Origin of the sequence: Pseudomonas sp. BIGb0164, assembly GCF_024810135.1 — a bacterium.
Classification (GTDB): domain Bacteria; phylum Pseudomonadota; class Gammaproteobacteria; order Pseudomonadales; family Pseudomonadaceae; genus Aquipseudomonas.
In genome coordinates, this window is the sequence record NZ_JANUEA010000009.1 from 183,406 (window position 1) to 204,868 (window position 21,463).

The following is a 21,463-nucleotide window of genomic DNA, read 5'->3' on the forward strand; positions in this document are numbered from 1 at the left end:
CGGCTCTCCACTTCGTTATTTCAGAAAATACAAAAGCCGCTGCAAGGCAGCGGCTGGTGCTCGGGGCAGCATCGTCAGATGCCGCATGCCCCGCCGAAGCGGGGCCGCCTGGGTGTTACCCCAAGCATAGTTCTTACTTGATGGTCAGCGCTTCCAGCTTGCCGCTGTTGCCAAACACATAAAGCATGTTACCCACGACCAGCGGACGAGCGCGCAGGCCGTCGCTGTCGATACGCTCGCGACCGACAAAGCGACCGTCCACCTGGCTCAGCAGGTGCAGGTAGCCTTCGAAGTCGCCCACGGCAACGTAGCTGGAGAAGACTTCCGGTGCCGACAGTTGACGGCGAGCCAGGGAGTCATTGCTCCACAACGCAGTGGTGGAACGCTCGTCGACACTTTCAACGGTGCCCGACGCCAGGCTCACATAGACGCTGCCAAACCCTTGGGCGACACCGGCATAGCTGGAAGCATCACGCTGCCAGTTGATGCGGCCGCTCTGCAGGTCCAGCGCAGCCACGCGGCCTTGGTAAGTCGCGACGTAGATGGTTTCACCCGACAGCAGCAGGCCGCCGTCGATGTCCACTACGCGGTCCAGTTCGGAACGACCTTGAGGGATTGCCACGCGGGTTTCCCAGGCCGGCACACCGTTCTGGGTATCCAGGGCGACCACTTTACCGGTCGACAGGCCTGCAACGGCCAGATTATTGGTCACAATCGGACCACTGGTGCCGCGCAACGTCAGGACCGCAGGGGTGCTGTCGTACAACCAGCGCTGGTTGCCGGTAGCGGCATCCAGGCCGATCACGCGGTCATCCTGGGTTTGCACCACCACGACGTCGCCGTTCGTAGCCGGTGCAGCCAGTACTTCGCTGGTCACGCGAGCGCGCCATTTTTCTTCACCGCTGCTGGAGTCCAGGGCAATCACATCACCCTTGAGCGTGCCCACCAGCACCAGGCCGTAGCCGACGCCCACACCACCGGAAACCGGCAGTTCGAGGTCTTTTTTCCACTTCACGTCGCCGTTCATGCGATCCATGGAGATGATCACGCCAGTGGAGTCAGTGGCGACAATGTTGTCGCCATCGATCGCGGGCTGCAGCAGGTTGTAGAGGTCACCCTGACCATCACCCACCGAGCGGCTCCACTGCTTTTGCAGGATCACTTCTTCCTTGAAGCTGGTCAGCTCGGCAGGAGGCAGTTCTTTTTTGCTGTTGCTGCTGCAACCCGCGGCCAAAACGGCCAGAGCCAGCAATGCTGCATGTTTCCAACGGATCACGTCACGCATCCCCTTTGGCCAAGTCGTCCAGCTTGATTTGTAAGCCACCGACCGCCGCTTCATCAGACAGCGCCGCCTTGGCTTTTTTGTACGCAGCATTGGCTTCGTCGTTACGACCCAGTTGGACCAGCAGGTCGCCCTTGAGCTCTTCACGAGTGGCTACAAATGCCTTGTCAGCATCGCCGTCGAGCAGTTTGAGTGCTTCGTCAGCCTTGTTCTGTGCTGCCAATACCTGAGCCAGGCGCTGACGTGCGATTTCACCCAGGGTCGGGTTGGTCGGCTTGTCGGCGATGGCCTTCAGCTCAGCCGCAGCGTCATCCAGCTTGCCGGTGTCGACCGCGACCTTCGCGACGAACAGGCTGCCGTATTGGGCGTAGGTGCTACCGCCGAATTCGCTTTTCAGCTTGCCGGCCAGGTCCGCCACCTGCGCAGGATCAGGCTTGCCGTCCGGCGTCAGCGTGGTTTCCAGCAATTGCTGATAGAGGATCGAGGCGCCTTGGGACTGGTTGGCCTGATACTTGTGCCAGGCTTGCCAGCCGAACACCACCACTAAAGCCAGCAGGCCGCCAGTCACCAGGGGCTTGCCGTTACGCTGCCACCAGTCCTTCAGCTCGGCCAGTTGCTCATCATCAGTACTCGACACCCCAATACTCCTTAATCGCTAAATTCGGCTGTTCGACAGCTTCAACCCTGCACGACGCAGGTGGCCAAGTGCGCGGCGAGCGCATCAAAGGCAATGTTCTGTTGCTCGCCCTGGCCACGCAGGGGTTTGAAACCTATCACTTGCTGGGCCAGTTCGTCATCGCCCAGGATCAGCGCATACAGCGCACCGCTCTTGTCGGCCTTCTTGAACTGGCTCTTGAAGCTGCCGGCGCCGGCATTGATCTGCAGGCGCAGGTTAGGCAACTGGTCGCGCACTTTTTCGCTCAAGGCCAGGGCTGCCAGTTCGGCAGCCTCGCCAAAGGCGCACAGGTACACGTCCACCTGACGGGAGATCTCTTCCGGGACCTTCTCCAGGGTTTCCAGCAGCAGGATAAGCCGCTCGATACCCATGGCGAAGCCAACGCCTGTGGTCGGCTTGCCGCCCATCTGCTCGACCAGGCCGTCGTAACGACCACCGGCACATACGGTGCCCTGGGCGCCGAGTTTGTCGGTGACCCACTCGAATACGGTCTTGCTGTAGTAGTCGAGGCCACGCACCAGCTTGGTGTTGATCACGAACGGAATACCGGCCGCCTCCAAACGAGCCTTGAGGCCCTCGAAGTGGATACGGGACTCGTCGTCCAGGTAATCGGCCATTTTCGGCGCATTGACCAGCACAGCCTGGGTGTCAGCGTTCTTGGTATCCAGCACGCGCAACGGGTTGGTTTTCAGACGGCGCTGGCTGTCTTCGTCCAATTTGTCCAGGTGGGCCGACAGGTACTCGACCAAGGCTACTTTATAGCGGCCACGGGATTCGCTGGTGCCCAGGCTGTTGAGTTCAAGCTTGACCGCGTCACGGATGCCCAACAGGCCCCACAGGCGCCAGGTCAGCACGATCAGCTCGGCGTCGATGTCCGGGCCTTCGATGTTGAACACTTCCAGGCCGATCTGGTGAAACTGGCGATAACGGCCTTTCTGTGGACGTTCGTGACGGAACATCGGGCCGATGTACCACAGTTTCTGCGGCTGGCCAGCACCGGTGAGGCCATGCTCAAGCACAGCACGCACACACGCCGCGGTGCCTTCCGGACGCAGGGTCAGGGAGTCGCCGTTGCGGTCTTCAAAGGTGTACATCTCTTTTTCGACGATGTCGGTCACTTCACCGATGGAGCGCTTGAACAGCTCGGTGAATTCCACGATCGGCATGCGGATCTGCTTGTAACCGTAGTTATCCAGCAGGCGCGCGACGGTGCCTTCGAAGTAACGCCACAGCGGCGTCTGCTCCGGCAGGATGTCGTTCATGCCACGAATGGCTTGCAGAGACTTGCTCACATCAAATCCTTAAATTCGTTCAATCAGCCGCGCGCGATCAGCGCTGCGTCAGCCGCGACCTTCTCGGCCGCTTTCTCGCGGATCAGTCTTTCGAGCTCATCCACCAGATTGTCATTCGTCAGCTTCTGCGACGGCTTGCCGTCGATGTAGATCAGGTTCGGCGTACCGCCGGTCAACCCGATGTGTGCCTCTTTGGCTTCACCCGGGCCGTTGACCACGCATCCAATGACCGCAACATCCAGCGGCACCAGCAGGTCCTCGAGGCGCCCTTCCAGTTCGTTCATGGTTTTCACCACGTCGAAGTTCTGCCGCGAGCAGCTCGGGCAGGCAATGAAGTTGATGCCACGGGAACGCAAATGCAGGGACTTGAGAATGTCGTAACCGACTTTCACTTCCTCTACCGGGTCTGCCGCCAGGGAGATGCGGATGGTATCGCCAATCCCTTCGGCGAGCAGCATACCGAGACCCACCGCAGATTTCACTGTGCCTGAGCGCAAACCGCCTGCTTCAGTGATACCCAGGTGCAGGGGCTGCACGATTTCCTTGGCCAGCAGGCGGTAGGCTTCCACCGCCATGAACACGTCGGAGGCCTTTACGCTGACCTTGAAGTCCTGGAAATTCAGGCGTTCAAGGTGCTCGACGTGGCGCAACGCCGATTCAACCAGCGCAGCCGGTGTCGGCTCACCGTATTTTTTCTGCAGGTCTTTTTCCAGGGAACCGGCGTTCACGCCGATGCGAATCGGAATCCCGCGATCACGGGCGGCGTCCACCACGGCACGCACGCGGTCTTCACGACCGATGTTGCCCGGGTTGATCCGCAGGCAATCAACGCCCAGTTCGGCTACACGCAACGCGATCTTGTAGTCGAAGTGGATGTCGGCAACCAGTGGCACCTTGACCAGTTGCTTGATGCGACCAAAGGCTTCGGCAGCGTCCATGTCCGGCACGGAGACGCGCACGATGTCCACGCCAGCCGCTTCCAGACGGTTGATCTGGGCAACGGTGGCAGCCACATCATTGGTGTCGCTGTTGGTCATGCTCTGTACCGCGATGGGGGCGTCGCCACCCACCGGCACCGAGCCGACCCAGATCTTGCGCGATACGCGACGTTTGATTGGAGATTCGCCGTGCATGACTATTGTCCCAACTTCAGGCGAGCGGTCTCGCCACTGGTGAACGGCGCTACGTCCACAGGCTGGCCGTTGTAGGCCACTTGCGCGCCACGGGCAAAGCCCAGACGCAGCGTCAAAGGAGGCTTGCCGCCCTGGTCAAGAGTATCTCCCTTACGCTTCAGACCGCTAAACAGCACTTTGCCATTGCCATCGGTGACTTGCGTCCAGCAGTCAGCGATGAAGGTAATCTGGATACGCCCGTCGCCCGCGATCAATGCAGGGGTGGTGGGTGGTGAAATCGCTGGCGCAGCCGGTGTGGCTGGCGCAGGGGTCGCTGGCGCTTGAACCGGCGCGGCAGGCGTATGGGCCTGGGCAACGGGAGCCGCCGGGGTATGGGCCGGTGCAGCCGGTGTTGCCGGAGCGGGCACGGCAGCGGTGGCGGCGGGTGCGGTTTCAGGCGCTGGCTGCTCGGTGGCAGCAGGTGCTTCAGGCGCAGCCTGGCTCTCGGCGACGGCCTGGTCTTCCGGCTCGTCCAGCGGATGAATCTGGGTGGTGCCGTCGGCGCTTTCGACTTCGACGTGCTCCATGGCGTTGCTGGTCAGGTCCTTGTTGCGCTGGGACGTCTGGTCTTGCCACCAGACGAAGCCGCCGCCGATCACGGCGATCAGCAACAACAGGCTGACGATGCGCAAAATAGTGTGGGAAACCCGCACCGGCTCTTCGATACGGCCCAGGCCATGCACATTGCTGCCCTGAGAGTCCGTACCGGTGAACTGGTCGAATTCCTGGACCAGAACGGCCTGGTCAATGCCCAGCAACTTGGCGTAAGCGCGGATATAGCCGCGGGCAAAGGTATGCCCAGGCAGCTTGTCGAACGCGCCGGCTTCCAGGTTGGCCAGGGATGTACTGGTCAAATTGAGCTTGAGGGCCACTTCTGCCAGCGACCAGCCATTGCTTTCGCGGGCCTGACGCAAGGTCTCGCCTGGGTTTACGCGATTAGCTGCTACAACTTCCGGGTGCGCCGCTTTCATCATTGCTCCGACAGGTATTGCTGATATTCCGGCGTACCGGGATAGAGTCGTTCGAGTTGCTGGCCAAAACGTGCGGCCGTGTCGCGTTCTTCATGAACCGTCGCCAGGCGCACACCGAGCAATAGACTACGTGCATTTTGCCCGCTGAGCAGGCTAAAACGCTCGTAATAGTCACGTGCCGGCACATAATGCCTGTCTTCGTAAGACATCTCAGCCATTTCGAGCAACGCACGTGGCTGGCGACTGTTCAAGTGCAGGGCTTTTTCCAGATGCTGACGGGCGCTGTCGCGCTGGCCGAGGCGCATCGAGGTCACCCCAAGGTTCTCGAACACCCGCGAACGCTCAGGATAGAGGGTATCGGCAGCGGCTTGCTGGAAATAACGGGCGGCCTGGTCATACCGCTTGTGCGCGAAGAGGAAGCTGCCGTAGTTGTTCAGCAGCCGCGCATCGGCGGGACGGGTGGCCAAGGCCTTCTGGAAATACTGATCGGCCAGTTCAGGCTCGGCCTGGGCCTGGAACACCAGGGCCAGGGCCGCATTGGCGTCGGCATCGTCGCTGTCGAGCTCAAGAGCCTTCTTCAACGGCACCTTGGCCTGTTCGCTCATGCCTTGCTGCAGGTAACCCAAACCCAGTTGCACATAGGCAACTCGCGCCTCGTCACGGCCTTTACCGGTTTGCAAAGGGCTGTCATGGCCCGATGAAACACAACCGGCCGCAAGACCGGTAACAAGCAAAAGCAGCGCAAGGCGCAAGGGCATAGAGATCCTCTCTCAGATTCGATTCACAGCGATCAGCGGCAAATCGTCGGCGGCGTTCTGTTCGCGTCCGGCGATATAACGTTCGCTGCGGCGGGTGCGGTCCATCACCTGCCCTACCAATTGGCCACAGGCGGCGTCGATGTCTTCACCACGGGTGGTGCGGACGGTGACGTTGTAGCCAGCCTGGTGCAGTTGATCCTGGAAACGGCGGATGGCGTTGTTGCTCGGCCGCTCGTAACCAGAATGGGGAAACGGGTTAAACGGAATCAGGTTGATCTTGCACGGGGTATCCTTGAGCAACTCGATCATCTCGATCGCGTGCTCGACCTTGTCGTTGATGTCCTTGAGCAGGGTGTACTCAATGGTCAACACACGCTTTTCGCCCAAGGTCGCCATGTAGCGCTGGCAAGATTCGAGCAGCATCTTAAGCGGATACTTCTTGTTGATCGGCACCAATTGGTTACGCAATGCGTCATTGGGTGCGTGCAGCGACAGCGCCAGGGAGACGTCGATGTGCTTGGCCAGCTCATCGATCATCGGTACCACTCCGGAGGTCGACAGGGTTACACGGCGCTTGGAGATGCCGTAGCCCAGGTCGTCCATCATCAGGTGCATGGCCGAAATGACGTTGTCGAAGTTCAGCAGCGGCTCACCCATGCCCATCATCACCACGTTGGTGATGGCACGGTCGACGGTCGCCGGGACGCTGCCAAAGGATTTGTTGGCAATCCACACTTGGCCGATGACTTCGGCGGCGGTGAGGTTGCTGTTGAAGCCTTGCTTGCCGGTGGAGCAGAAACTGCAGTCCAGGGCACAGCCTGCCTGGGACGAAACGCACAAGGTGCCGCGCTTGCCCTGGGGAATGTAGACGGTCTCGACGCAGCTGCCGGACGCCACGCGCACCACCCACTTACGGGTGCCGTCGCTGGAGATGTCCTCGCTGACCACTTCGGGACCACGGACCTCGGCAATGGCCTTGAGCTTGTCGCGCAGGGCCTTGCTGACGTTCGTCATGGCGTCGAAATCGTCGACGCCAAAGTGGTGAATCCACTTCATTACCTGACCGGCACGGAAACGCTTCTCCCCGATTGAGTCGAAGAATTTCTCCATTTCCGGCTGAGTCAGACCCAGCAGGTTGGTTTTAACAGTCGATGTAGTCATGGATTCACCCTCACTCTTTAAGCCGATGCTTAGCGAGCGGTTACTTCAGTAGCAGCGAAAAAGTAAGCGATTTCGCGGGCAGCAGCGGCTTCGGAGTCCGAACCGTGAACAGCGTTGGCGTCGATGGACTCGGCGAAGTCAGCACGGATGGTGCCGGCAGCCGCTTCTTTAGGGTTGGTAGCGCCCATCAGCTCACGGTTCAGAGCGATAGCGTTTTCGCCTTCCAGAACCTGAACAACAACAGGACCGGAGATCATGAAGGCAACCAGGTCGCCGAAGAAACCACGAGCGCTGTGCTCAGCGTAGAAGCCTTCAGCTTCAGCTTTGGACAGTTGCTTGAGTTTCGAAGCTACAACCTTCAGGCCGGCTTTTTCGAAACGAGTGGTGATCTCGCCGATGACGTTTTTTGCAACAGCGTCAGGCTTGATGATGGAGAAAGTACGTTGAACAGCCATGGTGTAACTCCAGAAACGGTAATTTACGAAAAATTAAACCCGCGAATTATACGCGGGTTATTGGGTATTGCCTAACTGCGTAAAGGAGGCGTCAGTCCTGTTCTTCTTTCCAGGCAGTCTGGATAGCTTCCAGGACCTTCTCACCGCCGCGATCACGCTCATCTTCGAACCCTGGCAATGCCATGACCATGTCACGCAAAGCAACAAAGTTCAGCGAATAAGGGTCCAGGTCCGGATGACCATCCGCCAACAGAATGGCGATTTCTTGTACATCAACCCATTTCAGGCTCATGACATTTCCTTGAATCAATGCGGCGCTTCGGCGGCATGGTTGAGGGAATATTTCGGGATTTCGACGGTAATGTCTTCCGTTCCGACCTTTGCCTGACAGCTTAGGCGCGAATGGGCTTCCAGGCCCCATGCGCGGTCAAGAAAGTCCTCCTCCAGCTCGTCGGCCTCTTCCAGCGTATTGAAACCCTCGCGGATGATGCAGTGACAAGTGGTGCAGGCGCAGACACCGCCGCAGGCACTCTCGATCTCGATGTGGTTGTCATGGGCAACTTCGAGGATGGACTTGCCGGTCTCAGCCTCCACGACCATACCGTCCGGGCAATGCTCGGCGTGTGGCAGAAAAATGACCTGCGGCATTAATTATTCCTCGATTTCATTCAGGTTGCGTCCCGCCAGGGCGGCTTTTACCGTCTGGTCCATACGACGGGCGGCAAAGGCATCGGTCACTTGCGACAGGCGCTTGGTCTGTTGCTCGATGGCATAACCATCGGTGCCCTTCATCAGTTCGGCCAGCTCCTGCATCTGCAGGTCGATGACCAGGCGCTCTTCGGCATCCAGCAGACGCTCGCCGTCGACCTCAAGGGCGCCCTGCACAGCCTCAAGCAGGCGCTGGGCGTCGACTTGCTGCTCACGCAGCACGCGGGCGACCTTGTCGTCACCGGCGTACTGGAACGAATCCTTGAGCATCTTGGCGATTTCACCGTCGGTGAGGCCGTAGGACGGCTTGACCTGGATACTGGCTTCAACACCCGAGCCCAGCTCGCGCGCAGCCACATTCAGCAGGCCGTCGGCGTCGACCTGGAAGGTCACGCGAATCTTTGCTGCGCCCGCGACCATGGCCGGGATACCGCGCAATTCAAAGCGTGCCAGGGAGCGGCAGTCGCTGATCAGCTCGCGCTCGCCTTGCAGCACATGAATCATCATGGCCGTCTGGCCATCTTTGTAGGTGGTGAAGTCCTGGGCACGGGCGACGGGGATGGTGGTGTTGCGCGGAATCACCTTCTCCATCAGACCGCCCATGGTTTCCAGACCCAAGGACAACGGAATCACATCGAGCAGCAGCAGTTCGCCACCATCGCGCTTGTTGCCAGCCAGGGTATCGGCCTGGATCGCTGCACCAATGGCCACGACTTGATCCGGGTCGATTTCCGTCAGCGGCTGGCGACCGAAGGCTTCAGCAACCGCTTCACGCACGCGCGGCACGCGGGTAGAGCCACCGACCATGACCACGGCACCGACGTCTTCCAGCTCGATACCAGAATCGCGCACGGCGCGGCGGCAGGCTTTAAGGCTGCGGGCAACCATCGGCTCGATCAACGTATCGAAGGCTTCACGAGTGAGCTGGGCCGACCAGGTGCCGTAGGACACTTCAACCGTTGCAGCATCCGTCAGTGCTTCCTTGGCGGCGCAGGCAGTTTGCAGCAAGTTGCGCTGCGCGCCCGGGTCCAGGTCGGCCGACAAGCCGGCGCTGCTGATGATCCAGCCTGCGATGGCATGGTCGAAGTCATCGCCGCCCAAGGCACTGTCGCCACCGGTAGCAAGCACTTCGAAGACACCGCCGGTCAGGCGCAGGATCGAAATATCAAAGGTGCCGCCGCCCAGGTCATAAATGGCAACCAGGCCTTCCGCGTGCTGGTCCAGGCCATAAGCCACGGCTGCAGCAGTCGGCTCGTTGAGCAGGCGCAACACGTTCAGGCCGGCGAGTTTTGCCGCGTCCTTGGTGGCTTGGCGCTGGGCGTCATCGAAGTAAGCAGGCACAGTGATCACCGCGCCGACCAGTTCGCCGCCCAACGTGCTTTCCGCGCGCTGGCGCAGCACCTTGAGGATATCGGCCGACACTTCCACCGGGCTTTTCGGGCCCTGGACGGTGTCGATGAACGGCATATGGGATTCGCCACCGACAAAACGGTACGGCAGCTGGTCGCCCAGTTGCTTGACGTCGGACAGACCACGACCCATCAAGCGCTTGACCGACAGCACGGTATTCAGAGGGTCGGTAGACGCCGCCAGCTTGGCCGACTCACCGACTTCGGTGCGATCAGCGTGGTAGCGCACGGCAGACGGCAGGATCACCTGGCCATCCGCGTCAGGCAACGGCTCGGACAGGCCGCTGCGCAGGGCAGCAACCAGGGAATTGGTGGTGCCCAGGTCAATCCCGACCGCCAGGCGACGCTGGTGCGGTTGAGGGCTTTGGCCGGGTTCGGCGATTTGCAGTAGGGCCATGGTAATCAGGTCTTATCTGTCTATCAGGCGTGCATCACGGGCAGCACACGGGGTTAATCGTCGAGGCGCTCTTCTAGCTGGCGCACTTCGTAGGTGAGCTTGTCGAGGAACTGCATGCGCCGCATCAGGCGTTCGGCCTGCTCGCGTTGCGCCGCATCATCCCAACAGGCTGCGAAGCTTTCGTTGAGCGCATCCTGGGCCGTTTTCAGACGACGCTTGAAGACCGCGACACCCGCCAGATCGGCTTCGTCCTGCAAGTCTTCGAGCTCTTCGCGCCACTGCATCTGCTGCATCAGGAAGTCCGGGTCGTGCACCGTGACTTCCAACGGCAACTCCCCACCGTTCATGGCGAGCAGATAGCGCGCACGCTTGGGCGGGTTTTTCAGCGTCTGATAGGCTTCGTTGAGACTGGCTGATTTCTCCAGCGCCACGCGCTGCTCACGCTCGGAGGCGTCAGCAAAGCGATCTGGATGCACGCCACGCGCCAGCTCTCGGTAGCGCGCAGCAAGCTGATCGAGGTCCAGGCGAAAGCTCGGCTGCAGCTCGAATAAAGCGAAATGACAAGGAGTACCCACGAATAGCCTCAGATGTTGAAGCTTTCGCCGCAGCCACATTCACCGCGCACGTTGGGGTTGTTGAACTTGAAGCCTTCGTTCAACCCTTCCTTGACGAAATCGAGTTCGGTGCCGTCCAGGTAGGTCAGGCTTTTAGGGTCGATGATCACTTTTTCGCCGTGACTTTCGAACACCTGGTCTTCCGCAACCACCTCGTCGACAAACTCCAGCACGTAGGCAAGGCCGGAACAGCCCGTGGTGCGAACACCCAGACGAATCCCCTCACCTTTACCGCGCCCATTCAGGGAGCGGCGAATGTGCTGCGCAGCCGCTTCTGTCATGCTGATAGCCATCGTTGACTCCTTACTCGTCGCCAAATTGCTTAGATCAAGCCTTTCTTCTGCTTGTAGTCGCGCACGGCCGCCTTGATGGCGTCTTCTGCGAGTACCGAGCAGTGGATTTTCACTGGCGGCAGGGCCAGTTCTTCGGCCAGCTGGGTGTTGCTGATAGTGACAGCCTCATCCAGGGTCTTGCCTTTCATCCATTCGGTCGCCAGGGAGCTGGAGGCGATGGCAGAACCGCAGCCGTAAGTCTTGAACTTGGCGTCTTCGATAACGCCGTTGTCATTGACCTTGATCTGCAGGCGCATGACGTCGCCGCACGCCGGAGCGCCGACCATGCCGGTGCCGACATCTGGGTCTTCCGCGTCCATCTTGCCGACGTTACGCGGGTTTTCGTAGTGGTCGATGACCTTTTCGCTGTAAGCCATGGTACTGAATCCTCACTCATCAGGGCCGCTCTGGAACCCTGTAGAAACGCCTGCGTTTTCCGCCACGTTCCTACAGAGCTGGGGTGGCGGCTTCTATAGTTAGTGTGCCGCCCACTCGATCTTGGAAATATCGACACCGTCTTTGTACATGTCCCACAGCGGCGACAGAACGCGCAGCTTGTTGACGGCTTCGCAGACTTTCTGCGCGGCGTAGTCGACTTGCTCTTCGGTGGTGAAACGGCCGAACGTAAAGCGGATCGAGCTGTGTGCCAGTTCGTCGTTGCGGCCCAGGGCGCGCAGCACGTACGAAGGCTCAAGGGACGCCGAGGTGCAGGCCGAACCGGACGAAACCGCCAGGTCCTTGAGCGCCATGATCAGCGACTCGCCTTCGACGTAGTTGAAGCTCAAATTCAGGTTGTGCGGTACACGGGCGGTCATGCTGCCGTTGATGTACAGCTCTTCGAGGCCTTCGACCTGCTTGTAGAAGCGGTCGCTCAGGGCTTTGATACGGATGTTTTCGGCAGCCATGTCTTCCTTGGCTACGCGGAAGGCTTCGCCCATGCCAACGATCTGGTGGGTCGCCAGGGTGCCCGAACGCATGCCGCGCTCGTGACCGCCGCCGTGCATGGTGGCTTCGATGCGCACACGTGGCTTGCGGCTCACGTACAGGGCGCCGATGCCTTTAGGGCCATAGGTCTTGTGGGCAGAGAACGACATCAAGTCGACTTTCAGTTTCGACAGGTCGATATCGACCTTGCCGGTGGACTGGGCAGCGTCGACGTGCAGCAGCACACCCTTGGAGCGGGTCAGCTCGCCGATGGCCGCGATATCGTTGATGGTGCCGATTTCGTTGTTCACGTGGATCACGGAAACCAAGATGGTGTCTTCACGCAGGGCCGCTTCGATCATGGCCGGGGTGACGATACCGTCGGTGGTTGGCTCAAGGTAGGTGACCTCGAAACCTTCACGCTCCAGTTGGCGCATGGTGTCCAGGACAGCCTTGTGCTCAATCTTGGTGGTGATCAGGTGCTTGCCTTTGGTCGCGTAGAAATGCGCCGCGCCCTTGATTGCCAGGTTGTCGGACTCGGTAGCACCGGAAGTCCAGACGATTTCGCGCGGATCGGCGTTGACCAGGTCGGCGACTTGGCGACGAGCGTTCTCGACCGCTTCCTCGGCTTTCCAGCCGAATACGTGGGAACGGGAGGCCGGGTTGCCGAAGTTTCCGTCAACCAGCAGGCATTCGCTCATCTTTTGCGCGACACGCGGATCAACCGGGGTGGTCGCAGAGTAATCAAGGTAAATCGGCAATTTCATGGACTTTCTCCTAAATCAGGCTGGCTGGCGTGCCGTTAGCTCTTCGGCTGTCACTCGACGGCGGACGCTTCAATCTTGTCCAGACGCGGCGCCTTGGTGTTGCAACGGCGCTGGTCCTGACGCTGGGCTACTTCTTGCACCTCACGGCGAGTTACAAGATCAGCCAAGCTGATACCACTCAAAAACTCATGGATCTGCAGGCTCAAGTCACACCACAGGTGGTGCGTCAGGCAGGTGTCACCGGCGTGGCAATCACCCAAACCCTGGCATTTGGTGGCATCGACGGATTCGTTGACCGCATCGATCACCTGCGCTACCTGGATACCCTGCATGTCGCGGGACAACTGATAGCCGCCACCTGGCCCACGCACACTGGAGACCAGGTTGCTGCGGCGCAATTTGGCGAACAGTTGCTCGAGATAGGACAGGGAAATGCCTTGGCGCTCGGAGATATCGGCCAGGGACACCGGCCCAGTTTGCGCGTGCAAGGCCAGGTCAAGCATGGCGGTCACCGCGTATCGGCCTTTTGTAGTCAGTCTCATGGACAAGTACCAAGGTGTTTCAGAATGGGAGCAAGTATGCGATTCCCGAGTATTTAAGTCAACTATAAGACCTAGTACTTTAGTCAGGATTACCCGTAAAAAGGGCGCGCGAATCATAGCAGGGTGCGAGGGGTAATGGCACATTCAACATCATGTGGCCGATAAAGCGTACGCCTTGTAGGAGCCTGGCTTGCAGGCGATTGCGACCCTGAGGACGCCATCGCCGGCAAGCCGGGCTCCTACAAGGGAGTATTTCAGCTGGCCTGCTGGTTGGTTTCGGCCTTGATCTCGGCAAAGTCTTCCTCGCGCAACTCAGGCAGATCTTTCGCACAGTAGGGGCTACCCAAGTCCTTCAACGCACCACACATGCCGTCCAGCTTGCCATCCACAGCCTGCAGATGATCGAGCAACTGGCCAATGGCGCGCGCCACAGGGTCGGGCATGTCCTCACTGACGCCATAGGCATCAAAGCCGATCTTCTCGGCCATGGCCTTGCGCTTGGCTTCCTGCTCATCGCCCACTTCAGGCTTGACGATGATGCGACCCGGGATGCCGACAACGGTAGCGCCCGGTGGCACAGCCTTGGTCACCACCGCATTGGAGCCAACCTTCGCCCCCGCGCCAACCGTGAAAGGACCGAGCACCTTGGCGCCCGCCCCCACCACCACGCCATCACCCAGCGTCGGGTGGCGCTTGCCTTTGTTCCAGCTGGTGCCGCCCAGAGTCACGCCCTGATAAAGGGTCACGTCATCGCCGATCTCGGCCGTTTCGCCAATCACGATGCCCATGCCATGGTCGATAAAGAAGCGGCGGCCCACCTTGGCACCCGGGTGAATCTCGATCCCGGTCAGCCAACGCCCGAAATTCGACACCAGCCGCGCCAGCCATTTCCAGCCCATGCCCCACAGGGCGCCGGACAAGCGGTGAATCCAGATCGCATGCATGCCGGGGTAGCAGGTCAGCACTTCAAAGGCGTTGCGCGCCGCCGGGTCACGGTGGAAAACACTCTGGATATCTTCTCGCAAACGCTCGAACATTTTTAATCCTTCCGCTTAAGAAGCTCGCCACGGGCCGCCTTCTGGGTTTCCGTGAGGATGCCACGCAATATATTCATTTCTGCCCGACTGACCGAGCTACGTCCGTAAAGTCGACGCAGGCGAGCCATCAAGTGCCGTGGCTTTTCAGGATCGAGAAACTCGATGGCCACCAGGGTTTGCTCCAGGTGTTCATAGAACCGCTCCAGCTCGTCCATGGTGGCCAACTCGCCACTCTTGGTCGAGGCAACCTCTTCCTTCTCCACCTTGCTCGGCTGGCCAGCAGCGGCCAGCCAGGCCATGCGCACTTCGTAGGTCAACACCTGCACCGCTGCCCCGAGGTTCAGCGAGCTGAACCCAGGGTCTGATGGAATGTGCACGTGGTAATGACATCGCTGCAGCTCTTCATTGGTCAGGCCGGAATCTTCGCGACCAAAGACCAAGGCGATTTCAGCGCCGCCAGCGGCCTCTTCCACCACTTTGGTCCCGCATTCGCGCGGGTCCAGTAGCGGCCAGGGGATGCGGCGGTCGCGAGCGCTGGTGCCGAGCACCAGGTTGCAGCCGACCAACGCATCTTCCAAGGTGGCGACGACCTGGGCGTTTTCAAGGATGTCATTGGCGCCGGATGCACGGGCATCGGCCTCGTGATGCGGGAACACGCGGGGCTCGACCAGCACCAGGCGCGTCAACCCCATGTTTTTCATGGCTCGCGCCACCCCGCCGATGTTGCCGGGATGACTGGTATTGACCAAGACGACACGAATGTTTTGCAGCAAGGGAGGCGCTCTCGGACACGGGAAAGGGGAGCAAATCTTACAGAACAGCCTAAGGTTATGCCATGAAAGCTAACGTCGTCCTTCACCTGAAGAAAGTTTCTGCTAGAATGCTCGGCTTTCTTTAACAACCTTAGGTGACACATCCATGCAGCCCATGCTGAATATCGCGCTGCGCGCCGCCCGCAGCGCCAGTGAATTGATCTTCCGCTCCATCGAGCGCCTGGATACCATCAAGGTCGACGAAAAAGACGCCAAGGATTACGTATCCGAGGTGGATCGCGCCGCCGAACAGAAAATCATCGACGCCCTGCGCAAGGCCTACCCTACCCACGGCATCCTCGGTGAAGAAACCGGCCTGCACAAAGGCAGCGGTGAAGGCGAAGACTACCTGTGGATCATCGACCCACTGGATGGCACCACCAACTTCCTGCGCGGGATCCCGCACTTTGCCGTGAGCATCGCGTGCAAATACCGTGGCCGCCTGGAACACGCCGTTGTTCTGGACCCCGTCCGCCAAGAAGAATTCACCGCCAGCCGTGGCCGTGGCGCCCAACTGAATGGTCGTCGCCTGCGCGTCAGCGGCCGCACCAGCCTGGACGGCGCCCTGCTGGGCACCGGCTTCCCATTCCGCGATGACCAGATGGACAACCTGGAAAACTACCTGGGCATGTTCCGCGCCCTGGTTGGTCAGACCGCCGGCATCCGTCGCGCAGGCGCTGCGAGCCTGGACTTGGCTTATGTGGCCGCTGGTCGCTTCGATGCGTTCTGGGAGTCGGGCCTGTCCGAGTGGGACATGGCGGCAGGCGCCCTGCTGATCCAGGAAGCGGGCGGTCTGGTGAGCGATTTCACCGGCGGTCACGACTTCCTTGAGAAAGGTCACGTGGTTGCTGGCAACACCAAATGCTTCAAGGCAGTGCTGACAGCGATTCAGCCGCACCTGCCGGCTTCGCTGAAGCGCTAAGCGAGCAGGCACAAAAAAGCACCCTTCGGGGTGCTTTTTTTATGCCTGGGATTAGGGTGACGCTGCATTTCCTGCCACAACATACACCCAATGTGGGAGCGGGCTTGCCCGCGAATGCGGTGGATCAGTCAATACATCCAGCGACTGACACTCCGCTTTCGCGGGCAAGCCCGCTCCCACATTTTGAACCACACCAGACTTAGGGATTACTGCTGGTTCTGACCGAGAATCAAGCGACCTTCTTTGTCGACCGGAATCTGGTTGCCCGGGTCACGCTCCATGCGCACCGAACCCTCTTTGCCATCCAGGGTGTAACGCACGTCATAACCGACCACCTTGTCGCTGATGTCGTTGACGGTGTTACAACGGGTCTGCGTGGTGGTGTAGGTATCGCGGTTCTGCATACCTTCCTGAACCTTGTTCCCGGCATAACCACCACCCACTGCACCGGCCACGGTGGCCAGCTTCTTGCCATTACCGCCGCCGACCTGGTTGCCCAGCAGGCCACCGGCCAGGGCACCCACGACGGTACCGACGATCTGATGTTGATCCTGAACCGGCTTCTGCCGGGTTACGGCGACGTCCTTGCAGACCTCGCGCGGGGTTTTGATCTGGGTCTTGACCGGCTGCACCGCCAGCACTTGCGCATACTCAGGGCCGCTTTTTACCAGGCTGTAGGTGGCAACAGCACCCCCGGCAGTCACACCGACAGCACCCAATACCGCACCAACCAGCAACGACTTGTTCACGTGAACCTCCTGACCATCACAAACGGACCGAAACGTCCGCGCTATACCCAGCCTTGGAGCAAAAAAAAAGGCACGAGTTCAATACTCGTGCCTTCTTTGTAACAGCGGATCAACAAACGCCCATCAAGGGCGGTCGTCGACCTCCTTGCCAGTACTGGCCGGAGGGATCAGGTCTTCGCTGTTGAGGTTCAGCCAGATCAGCACCACGTTGGCGATGTAGATCGACGAGTAGGTACCCGCCAGAACGCCAATGAACAGCGCCAGGGAGAAGCCCCACAGGTTGTCGCCACCAAAGATCATCAGGGCCGCGATCGCCAGCAAGGTGGAGATCGACGTCGCCATGGTCCGCAGCAGGGTCTGGGTGGTGGAAACGTTGATGTTCTCGATCAACGACGCCTTGCGCAGTACGCGGAAGTTCTCGCGAACCCGGTCGAATACCACGATGGTGTCGTTGAGGGAGTAACCAATGATCGCCAGCACAGCCGCCAGGACGGTCAGGTCGAAGGTCACCTGGAAGTACGCCAGGATACCCACGGTCACGATCACGTCGTGGATCAGCGACACAATGGCGCCGACACCGAACTTCCACTGAAAGCGGAACGCCAGGTAGATCATGATACCGACCAGCGCCATCAGCATGCCGAGGCCGCCCTGGTCGCGCAGCTCTTCACCCACTTGCGGGCCGACGAACTCGACGCGCTTGACCGACGCCGGGTTGTCGCCACCGACCTTCTGCAAGGCCTCGGCCACCTGGTGACCCAGTTGCGGGTCTTCGCCCGGCATACGCACCAGCAGGTCGGTGGTTGCACCAAAGCTCTGCACGATGGCTTCGTGATAGCCGGCCTTGACCAGCTCGTTGCGCACCAGCGTCACATCGGCCGGCTTCTCGTAGGTCAGCTCGATGAGCGTACCGCCGGTGAAGTCCAGACCGTAGTTCAGGCCCTTATGGAACCAGCTGAACAACGCCAGGACGGTAAGGAGCACGGTGACGCCGAACGCAACGTTGCGAACGCCCATGAAGTTGATTGTACGTAACATGGCAGCCCCTTAAATCCACAACTTCTTGAAGTCACGCCCGCCAAAGATCAGGTTGACCATTGCGCGGGTCACCATGATGGCCGTGAACATCGAGGTAAAGATACCGAGGGACATGGTCACCGCAAAACCCTTGACCGGGCCTGTGCCCATGGCAAAGAGAATCCCGCCGACCAGCAAAGTGGTCAAGTTGGAGTCGAGAATCGCGGTAAATGCCCGGCCGAAGCCTTCGTTGATTGCACGCTGTACGGTCATGCCCGCCGCGATCTCTTCACGAATCCGCGAGAAGATCAGCACGTTGGCGTCTACCGCCATACCCATGGTCAGTACGATACCGGCGATACCTGGCAAGGTCAGGGTAGCGCCCAGCAGCGACATCAGGGCCAGCAGCATCACCATGTTGCCCGCCAGGGCCACGGTGGCGATGATGCCGAAGAAGCGGTAGATGGCGATGATGAACAGGGACACGAACAGCATGCCCCACAAGGCCGCGTCGATACCCTTGGTGATGTTGTCAGCACCCAGGCTCGGGCCGATGGTACGTTCTTCAGCGAAGTACATCGGGGCAGCCAGGCCACCGGCACGCAACAGCAGCGCCAGTTCGGACGACTCGCCCTGGCCATTCAGGCCGGTGATGCGGAATTGAGCACCCAGCGGCGACTGGATGGTCGCCAGGCTGATGATCTTCTTCTCTTCCTTGAAGGTCTGTACCGGTACGTCTTTCTCTACACCGTCGACCACTTGCTTGGTGTAAGTGGTAACCGGACGCTGCTCGATGAAGATCACCGCCATGCTGCGACCAACGTTGCTGCGCGTGGCGCGGCTCATCAGGTCGCCACCGTGGCCATCCAGACGGATGTTCACTTCAGGGGTGCCGTGCTGCGAGTCAAAACCTGCCTTGGCGTCGGTTACCTGGTCACCGGTAATGATCAAGCCACGTTCGATCAGTGCAGGTGGACGGTTACCTTCGCGGAACTCGAACTCCTCGGCAGTGGCACGGGTAGCACCCGGCTCAGCGGCCAGACGGAATTCCAGGTTGGCGGTTTTACCCAGGATACGCTTGGCTTCAGCGGTGTCCTGTACGCCCGGCAGCTCAACCACGATGCGGTTGGCGCCTTGGCGCTGAACGATCGGCTCGGCCACACCCAGCTCATTGACGCGGTTACGTACCGTGGTCAAGTTCTGCTTGATGGAGTATTCGCGGATTTCCGCCAGCTTGGCCGGGGTCATCGCCAGACGCAGCACAGGTTGACCGTTCAGGTCGGCCGGTACGATGTCGAAATCATTGAAGTTCTTGCGAACCAGTGCACGGGCCTGTTCACGGGACGCCTCATCAGAGAAGCCCAGCTGGATGGCACCGTTGAGCTGCGGCAGGCTGCGATAACGCAACTTCTCTTTGCGCAGCAGGCTCTTCACGTCGCCTTCGTAGACTTTCAGGCGTGCGTCGAGGGCCTTGTCCATGTCGACTTCCAGCAGGAAGTGCACACCACCGGACAAGTCCAGACCCAGCTTCATCGGGTGCGCGCCAATGCTGCGCAGCCATTTTGGCGTGGTCTGTGCCAGGTTGAGCGCGACCACGTAGTCGTCACCCATGGCCTTGCGCACGACGTCTTTGGCCGGCAATTGGTCTTCTGCCTTGGTCAGGCGCAACAAACCGCCCTTCGCATCAGCCGCCAATGTTGCCGCCTTGACCTGGATGCCCGCATCGGTGAGCGCTTTGCTCGCGCGCTCCAGGTCAGCCTGATTGACTTGCAGCGAAGTGCTGGCGCCAGTGATCTGGATCGCCGGGTCATCAGGATAGAGATTGGGAGCGGAATAAATAAAACCGATCGCCAGCACCGCCAGGATCAGTACGTATTTCCACAGAGGGTATTTGTTCAGCATCACGCCGCCCGCTTATAACGCGGGGCGCCTTGCGCGCCCCGTCGATTGGTAAAGGTTGTTACTTTAGATCGCTTTGAGCGTGCCTTTTGGCAGCGTGGCGGCGATGGCGCCCTTCTGGAACTTCATTTCTACGGTGTCGGAGACTTCCAGAACCACGAAAGCGTCGGAAACCTTGGTGATCTTGCCAGCGATACCGCCGGTGGTCACAACTTCGTCACCTTTTTGCAGGCTGCCCAGCAGGTTTTTCTGCTCTTTGGCGCGCTTGGCCTGTGGACGCCAGATCATCAGGTAGAAGATGACCAGGAAGCCGACCAGGAAAATCCACTCGAAACCACCGCCCATAGGACCGGCAGCGGCAGGCGCAGCGGCATCAGCCATGGCGTTAGAGATAAAAAAGCTCATTTAGCACTCCAGTTGCAAATAGTGAATCTTAGGGTCGGAAAACTCAGTCCAAGGGCGGCACAGGGAGCCCGCGCTTGGCATAGAAGGCATCGACGAAGGCGGCCAATGTACCCTGTTGAATAGCCTCGCGCAAACCAGCCATCAGGACTTGGTAGTGACGCAAATTGTGGATGGTATTCAACATGCTACCCAGCATTTCCCCGCACTTGTCCAGATGGTGCAGATAAGCACGGGAGAAGTTCTGGCAGGTGTAGCAATCACAGGTGGGATCCAGCGGCGAATCATCATGGCGATGGAACGCGTTACGGATCTTCAGCACGCCTGTATCGATGAACAGATGCCCATTGCGGGCATTACGGGTTGGCATCACGCAATCGAACATGTCCACACCGCGGCGCACACCCTCTACGAGATCCTCCGGTTTGCCAACGCCCATAAGGTAACGAGGTTTGTCAGCGGGCATCAGGCCCGGCAGGTAATCCAGCACCTTGATCATCTCGTGCTTGGGCTCGCCCACCGACAGACCGCCGATGGCCAGGCCGTCAAAGCCGATCTTGTCCAAGCCTTCCAGCGAGCGCTTGCGCAGGCTTTCATGCATGCCGCCCTGCACGATACCGAACAGCGCGGCCGTATTGTCGCCGTGGGCATTCTTCGAACGCTGGGCCCAACGCAGGGACAATTCCATGGAAATCCGCGCGACGTCTTCATCGGCCGGGTACGGGGTGCACTCGTCGAAAATCATCACGATGTCGGAACCCAGGTCACGCTGCACCTGCATCGACTCTTCTGGCCCCATGAACACTTTGGCGCCGTCCACCGGCGAGGCGAAGGTCACGCCCTCCTCCTTGATCTTGCGCATGGCGCCCAAGCTGAACACCTGGAAACCACCCGAGTCGGTCAGGATCGGGCCTTGCCACTTCATGAAGTCATGCAGGTCGCCGTGCTTCTTGATCACTTCCGTGCCCGGGCGCAGCCACAGGTGGAAGGTGTTGCCGAGGATGATCTCGGCGCCGGTGGCGACGATGTCACGCGGCAGCATGCCTTTAACGGTGCCGTAGGTACCCACCGGCATGAAGGCCGGGGTCTCGACGGTGCCGCGTGGGAAGGTCAAACGGCCGCGGCGAGCTTTACCATCCGTGGCCAGCAATTCAAACGACATACG

The 21,463-nt window shown here is 59.9% G+C and carries 24 protein-coding genes; 1 reads left to right on the forward strand and 23 read right to left on the reverse strand.

All coding sequences use genetic code 11. The annotated features are described in order from the left end of the window. Nucleotides 1-133: 133 nt before the first annotated feature. From bamB to trmJ, 18 genes are all read right to left on the reverse strand, one after another. Entirely contained in the window at nucleotides 134-1,285 is a 1,152-nt protein-coding gene (bamB, locus tag M2394_RS23125; RefSeq protein ID WP_176997027.1) for an outer membrane protein assembly factor BamB, read from the reverse strand. Then, nucleotides 1,278-1,919: a YfgM family protein gene (locus tag M2394_RS23130; RefSeq protein ID WP_176997026.1), complete on the reverse strand. Its 642-nt coding sequence runs from the start codon at nucleotides 1,917-1,919 to the stop codon at nucleotides 1,278-1,280. The genes bamB and M2394_RS23130 overlap by 8 nt, the downstream gene beginning before the upstream one ends. A 41-nt stretch (nucleotides 1,920-1,960) precedes the next feature. Further along, complete coding sequence (gene hisS / locus M2394_RS23135) at nucleotides 1,961-3,250, reverse strand: histidine--tRNA ligase (protein ID WP_178921629.1); 1,290 nt, start codon at nucleotides 3,248-3,250, stop codon at nucleotides 1,961-1,963. A 23-nt stretch (nucleotides 3,251-3,273) separates the two neighbouring features. Beyond that, nucleotides 3,274-4,383, reverse strand: a complete 1,110-nt coding sequence (ispG, locus tag M2394_RS23140; protein WP_025859271.1) for a flavodoxin-dependent (E)-4-hydroxy-3-methylbut-2-enyl-diphosphate synthase — start codon at nucleotides 4,381-4,383, stop codon at nucleotides 3,274-3,276. Nucleotides 4,384-4,385: 2 nt separating this feature from the next. After that, on the reverse strand, nucleotides 4,386-5,393 hold the full coding sequence (locus M2394_RS23145) for a RodZ family helix-turn-helix domain-containing protein (RefSeq protein ID WP_178921628.1): 1,008 nt from the start codon (nucleotides 5,391-5,393) through the stop codon (nucleotides 4,386-4,388). Continuing rightward, on the reverse strand, nucleotides 5,393-6,151 hold the full coding sequence (pilW, locus tag M2394_RS23150; protein ID WP_178921625.1) for a type IV pilus biogenesis/stability protein PilW: 759 nt from the start codon (nucleotides 6,149-6,151) through the stop codon (nucleotides 5,393-5,395). Before pilW ends, M2394_RS23145 begins: the two co-directional genes overlap by 1 nt. A 12-nt stretch (nucleotides 6,152-6,163) precedes the next feature. Next, nucleotides 6,164-7,312 carry a 23S rRNA (adenine(2503)-C(2))-methyltransferase RlmN gene (gene rlmN, locus M2394_RS23155; protein WP_178921624.1) on the reverse strand — a complete coding sequence of 383 codons (1,149 nt, stop codon included), beginning with the start codon at nucleotides 7,310-7,312 and terminating at the stop codon, nucleotides 6,164-6,166. A gap of 29 nt (nucleotides 7,313-7,341) precedes the next feature. After that, nucleotides 7,342-7,767: a nucleoside-diphosphate kinase gene (gene ndk, locus M2394_RS23160; protein WP_060754319.1), complete on the reverse strand. Its 426-nt coding sequence runs from the start codon at nucleotides 7,765-7,767 to the stop codon at nucleotides 7,342-7,344. A 91-nt stretch (nucleotides 7,768-7,858) separates the two neighbouring features. Beyond that, entirely contained in the window at nucleotides 7,859-8,059 is a 201-nt protein-coding gene (gene iscX / locus M2394_RS23165) for a Fe-S cluster assembly protein IscX (RefSeq protein WP_123715338.1), read from the reverse strand. 14 nt (nucleotides 8,060-8,073) lie between these two features. Next, a complete protein-coding gene (gene fdx, locus M2394_RS23170; RefSeq protein WP_017736823.1) occupies nucleotides 8,074-8,415 on the reverse strand; it encodes an ISC system 2Fe-2S type ferredoxin in 342 nt (113 codons plus the stop codon). Between the two features lie 3 nt (nucleotides 8,416-8,418). Beyond that, complete coding sequence (gene hscA / locus M2394_RS23175; protein ID WP_259174701.1) at nucleotides 8,419-10,281, reverse strand: Fe-S protein assembly chaperone HscA; 1,863 nt, start codon at nucleotides 10,279-10,281, stop codon at nucleotides 8,419-8,421. Nucleotides 10,282-10,334: 53 nt separating this feature from the next. Further along, nucleotides 10,335-10,856 carry a co-chaperone HscB gene (gene hscB / locus M2394_RS23180; protein WP_178921619.1) on the reverse strand — a complete coding sequence of 174 codons (522 nt, stop codon included), beginning with the start codon at nucleotides 10,854-10,856 and terminating at the stop codon, nucleotides 10,335-10,337. Nucleotides 10,857-10,864: 8 nt separating this feature from the next. Beyond that, nucleotides 10,865-11,188, reverse strand: coding sequence for an iron-sulfur cluster assembly protein IscA (iscA, locus tag M2394_RS23185; RefSeq protein WP_003175963.1), 324 nt, complete (start codon nucleotides 11,186-11,188; stop codon nucleotides 10,865-10,867). 29 nt (nucleotides 11,189-11,217) lie between these two features. Next, nucleotides 11,218-11,604, reverse strand: a complete 387-nt coding sequence (iscU, locus tag M2394_RS23190) for a Fe-S cluster assembly scaffold IscU (RefSeq protein WP_010207899.1) — start codon at nucleotides 11,602-11,604, stop codon at nucleotides 11,218-11,220. Between the two features lie 99 nt (nucleotides 11,605-11,703). Continuing rightward, the gene (locus tag M2394_RS23195; RefSeq protein WP_176997020.1) at nucleotides 11,704-12,918 is read right to left on the reverse strand and encodes an IscS subfamily cysteine desulfurase; all 1,215 of its coding nucleotides are present in this window, start codon (nucleotides 12,916-12,918) and stop codon (nucleotides 11,704-11,706) included. A gap of 50 nt (nucleotides 12,919-12,968) precedes the next feature. Then, nucleotides 12,969-13,460: a Fe-S cluster assembly transcriptional regulator IscR gene (gene iscR, locus M2394_RS23200; RefSeq protein ID WP_003194020.1), complete on the reverse strand. Its 492-nt coding sequence runs from the start codon at nucleotides 13,458-13,460 to the stop codon at nucleotides 12,969-12,971. Nucleotides 13,461-13,714: 254 nt separating this feature from the next. Continuing rightward, nucleotides 13,715-14,497 (reverse strand): serine O-acetyltransferase, encoded by a 783-nt coding sequence (gene cysE, locus M2394_RS23205; protein WP_178921617.1) that lies wholly within the window; start codon nucleotides 14,495-14,497, stop codon nucleotides 13,715-13,717. 2 nt (nucleotides 14,498-14,499) lie between these two features. After that, entirely contained in the window at nucleotides 14,500-15,270 is a 771-nt protein-coding gene (trmJ, locus tag M2394_RS23210; protein WP_178921615.1) for a tRNA (cytosine(32)/uridine(32)-2'-O)-methyltransferase TrmJ, read from the reverse strand. A gap of 145 nt (nucleotides 15,271-15,415) precedes the next feature. On the opposite strand from trmJ, the gene suhB reads away from it, so the two are divergent. After that, a complete protein-coding gene (gene suhB, locus M2394_RS23215; RefSeq protein ID WP_003175971.1) occupies nucleotides 15,416-16,231 on the forward strand; it encodes an inositol-phosphate phosphatase in 816 nt (271 codons plus the stop codon). Between the two features lie 206 nt (nucleotides 16,232-16,437). Here suhB and M2394_RS23220 read toward each other — a convergent pair whose 3' ends face one another. From M2394_RS23220 to tgt, 5 genes are all read right to left on the reverse strand, one after another. Further along, nucleotides 16,438-16,980, reverse strand: a complete 543-nt coding sequence (locus M2394_RS23220; protein WP_178921613.1) for a glycine zipper 2TM domain-containing protein — start codon at nucleotides 16,978-16,980, stop codon at nucleotides 16,438-16,440. A gap of 123 nt (nucleotides 16,981-17,103) precedes the next feature. Further along, entirely contained in the window at nucleotides 17,104-18,018 is a 915-nt protein-coding gene (secF, locus tag M2394_RS23225) for a protein translocase subunit SecF (protein ID WP_178921611.1), read from the reverse strand. A gap of 9 nt (nucleotides 18,019-18,027) precedes the next feature. Then, entirely contained in the window at nucleotides 18,028-19,899 is a 1,872-nt protein-coding gene (gene secD / locus M2394_RS23230; protein ID WP_178921609.1) for a protein translocase subunit SecD, read from the reverse strand. Nucleotides 19,900-19,962: 63 nt separating this feature from the next. Next, nucleotides 19,963-20,301, reverse strand: coding sequence for a preprotein translocase subunit YajC (gene yajC, locus M2394_RS23235; protein ID WP_003175975.1), 339 nt, complete (start codon nucleotides 20,299-20,301; stop codon nucleotides 19,963-19,965). Nucleotides 20,302-20,344: 43 nt separating this feature from the next. After that, nucleotides 20,345-21,460: a tRNA guanosine(34) transglycosylase Tgt gene (tgt, locus tag M2394_RS23240; protein ID WP_032803964.1), complete on the reverse strand. Its 1,116-nt coding sequence runs from the start codon at nucleotides 21,458-21,460 to the stop codon at nucleotides 20,345-20,347. Between the last annotated feature and the right edge of the window lie 3 nt (nucleotides 21,461-21,463).

Bases quoted from the DNA above. Each gene is read 5' to 3' on its own strand.
- iscA (WP_003175963.1), bottom strand. From the start codon at position 11,188: ATGGCTATCAGCATGACAGAAGCGGCTGCGCAGCACATTCGCCGCTCC.
- secF (WP_178921611.1), bottom strand. From the start codon at position 18,018: ATGTTACGTACAATCAACTTCATGGGCGTTCGCAACGTTGCGTTCGGC.
- pilW (WP_178921625.1), bottom strand. From the start codon at position 6,151: ATGCCCTTGCGCCTTGCGCTGCTTTTGCTTGTTACCGGTCTTGCGGCC.
- iscR (WP_003194020.1), bottom strand. From the start codon at position 13,460: ATGAGACTGACTACAAAAGGCCGATACGCGGTGACCGCCATGCTTGAC.
- M2394_RS23195 (WP_176997020.1), bottom strand. From the start codon at position 12,918: ATGAAATTGCCGATTTACCTTGATTACTCTGCGACCACCCCGGTTGAT.
- hscA (WP_259174701.1), bottom strand. From the start codon at position 10,281: ATGGCCCTACTGCAAATCGCCGAACCCGGCCAAAGCCCTCAACCGCAC.
- suhB (WP_003175971.1), top strand. From the start codon at position 15,416: ATGCAGCCCATGCTGAATATCGCGCTGCGCGCCGCCCGCAGCGCCAGT.
- secD (WP_178921609.1), bottom strand. From the start codon at position 19,899: ATGCTGAACAAATACCCTCTGTGGAAATACGTACTGATCCTGGCGGTG.
- ndk (WP_060754319.1), bottom strand. From the start codon at position 7,767: ATGGCTGTTCAACGTACTTTCTCCATCATCAAGCCTGACGCTGTTGCA.
- rlmN (WP_178921624.1), bottom strand. From the start codon at position 7,312: ATGACTACATCGACTGTTAAAACCAACCTGCTGGGTCTGACTCAGCCG.
- ispG (WP_025859271.1), bottom strand. From the start codon at position 4,383: ATGCACGGCGAATCTCCAATCAAACGTCGCGTATCGCGCAAGATCTGG.
- tgt (WP_032803964.1), bottom strand. From the start codon at position 21,460: ATGTCGTTTGAATTGCTGGCCACGGATGGTAAAGCTCGCCGCGGCCGT.
- fdx (WP_017736823.1), bottom strand. From the start codon at position 8,415: ATGCCGCAGGTCATTTTTCTGCCACACGCCGAGCATTGCCCGGACGGT.
- M2394_RS23145 (WP_178921628.1), bottom strand. From the start codon at position 5,393: ATGAAAGCGGCGCACCCGGAAGTTGTAGCAGCTAATCGCGTAAACCCA.
- bamB (WP_176997027.1), bottom strand. From the start codon at position 1,285: ATGCGTGACGTGATCCGTTGGAAACATGCAGCATTGCTGGCTCTGGCC.
- iscX (WP_123715338.1), bottom strand. From the start codon at position 8,059: ATGAGCCTGAAATGGGTTGATGTACAAGAAATCGCCATTCTGTTGGCG.
- iscU (WP_010207899.1), bottom strand. From the start codon at position 11,604: ATGGCTTACAGCGAAAAGGTCATCGACCACTACGAAAACCCGCGTAAC.
- yajC (WP_003175975.1), bottom strand. From the start codon at position 20,301: ATGAGCTTTTTTATCTCTAACGCCATGGCTGATGCCGCTGCGCCTGCC.
- cysE (WP_178921617.1), bottom strand. From the start codon at position 14,497: ATGTTCGAGCGTTTGCGAGAAGATATCCAGAGTGTTTTCCACCGTGAC.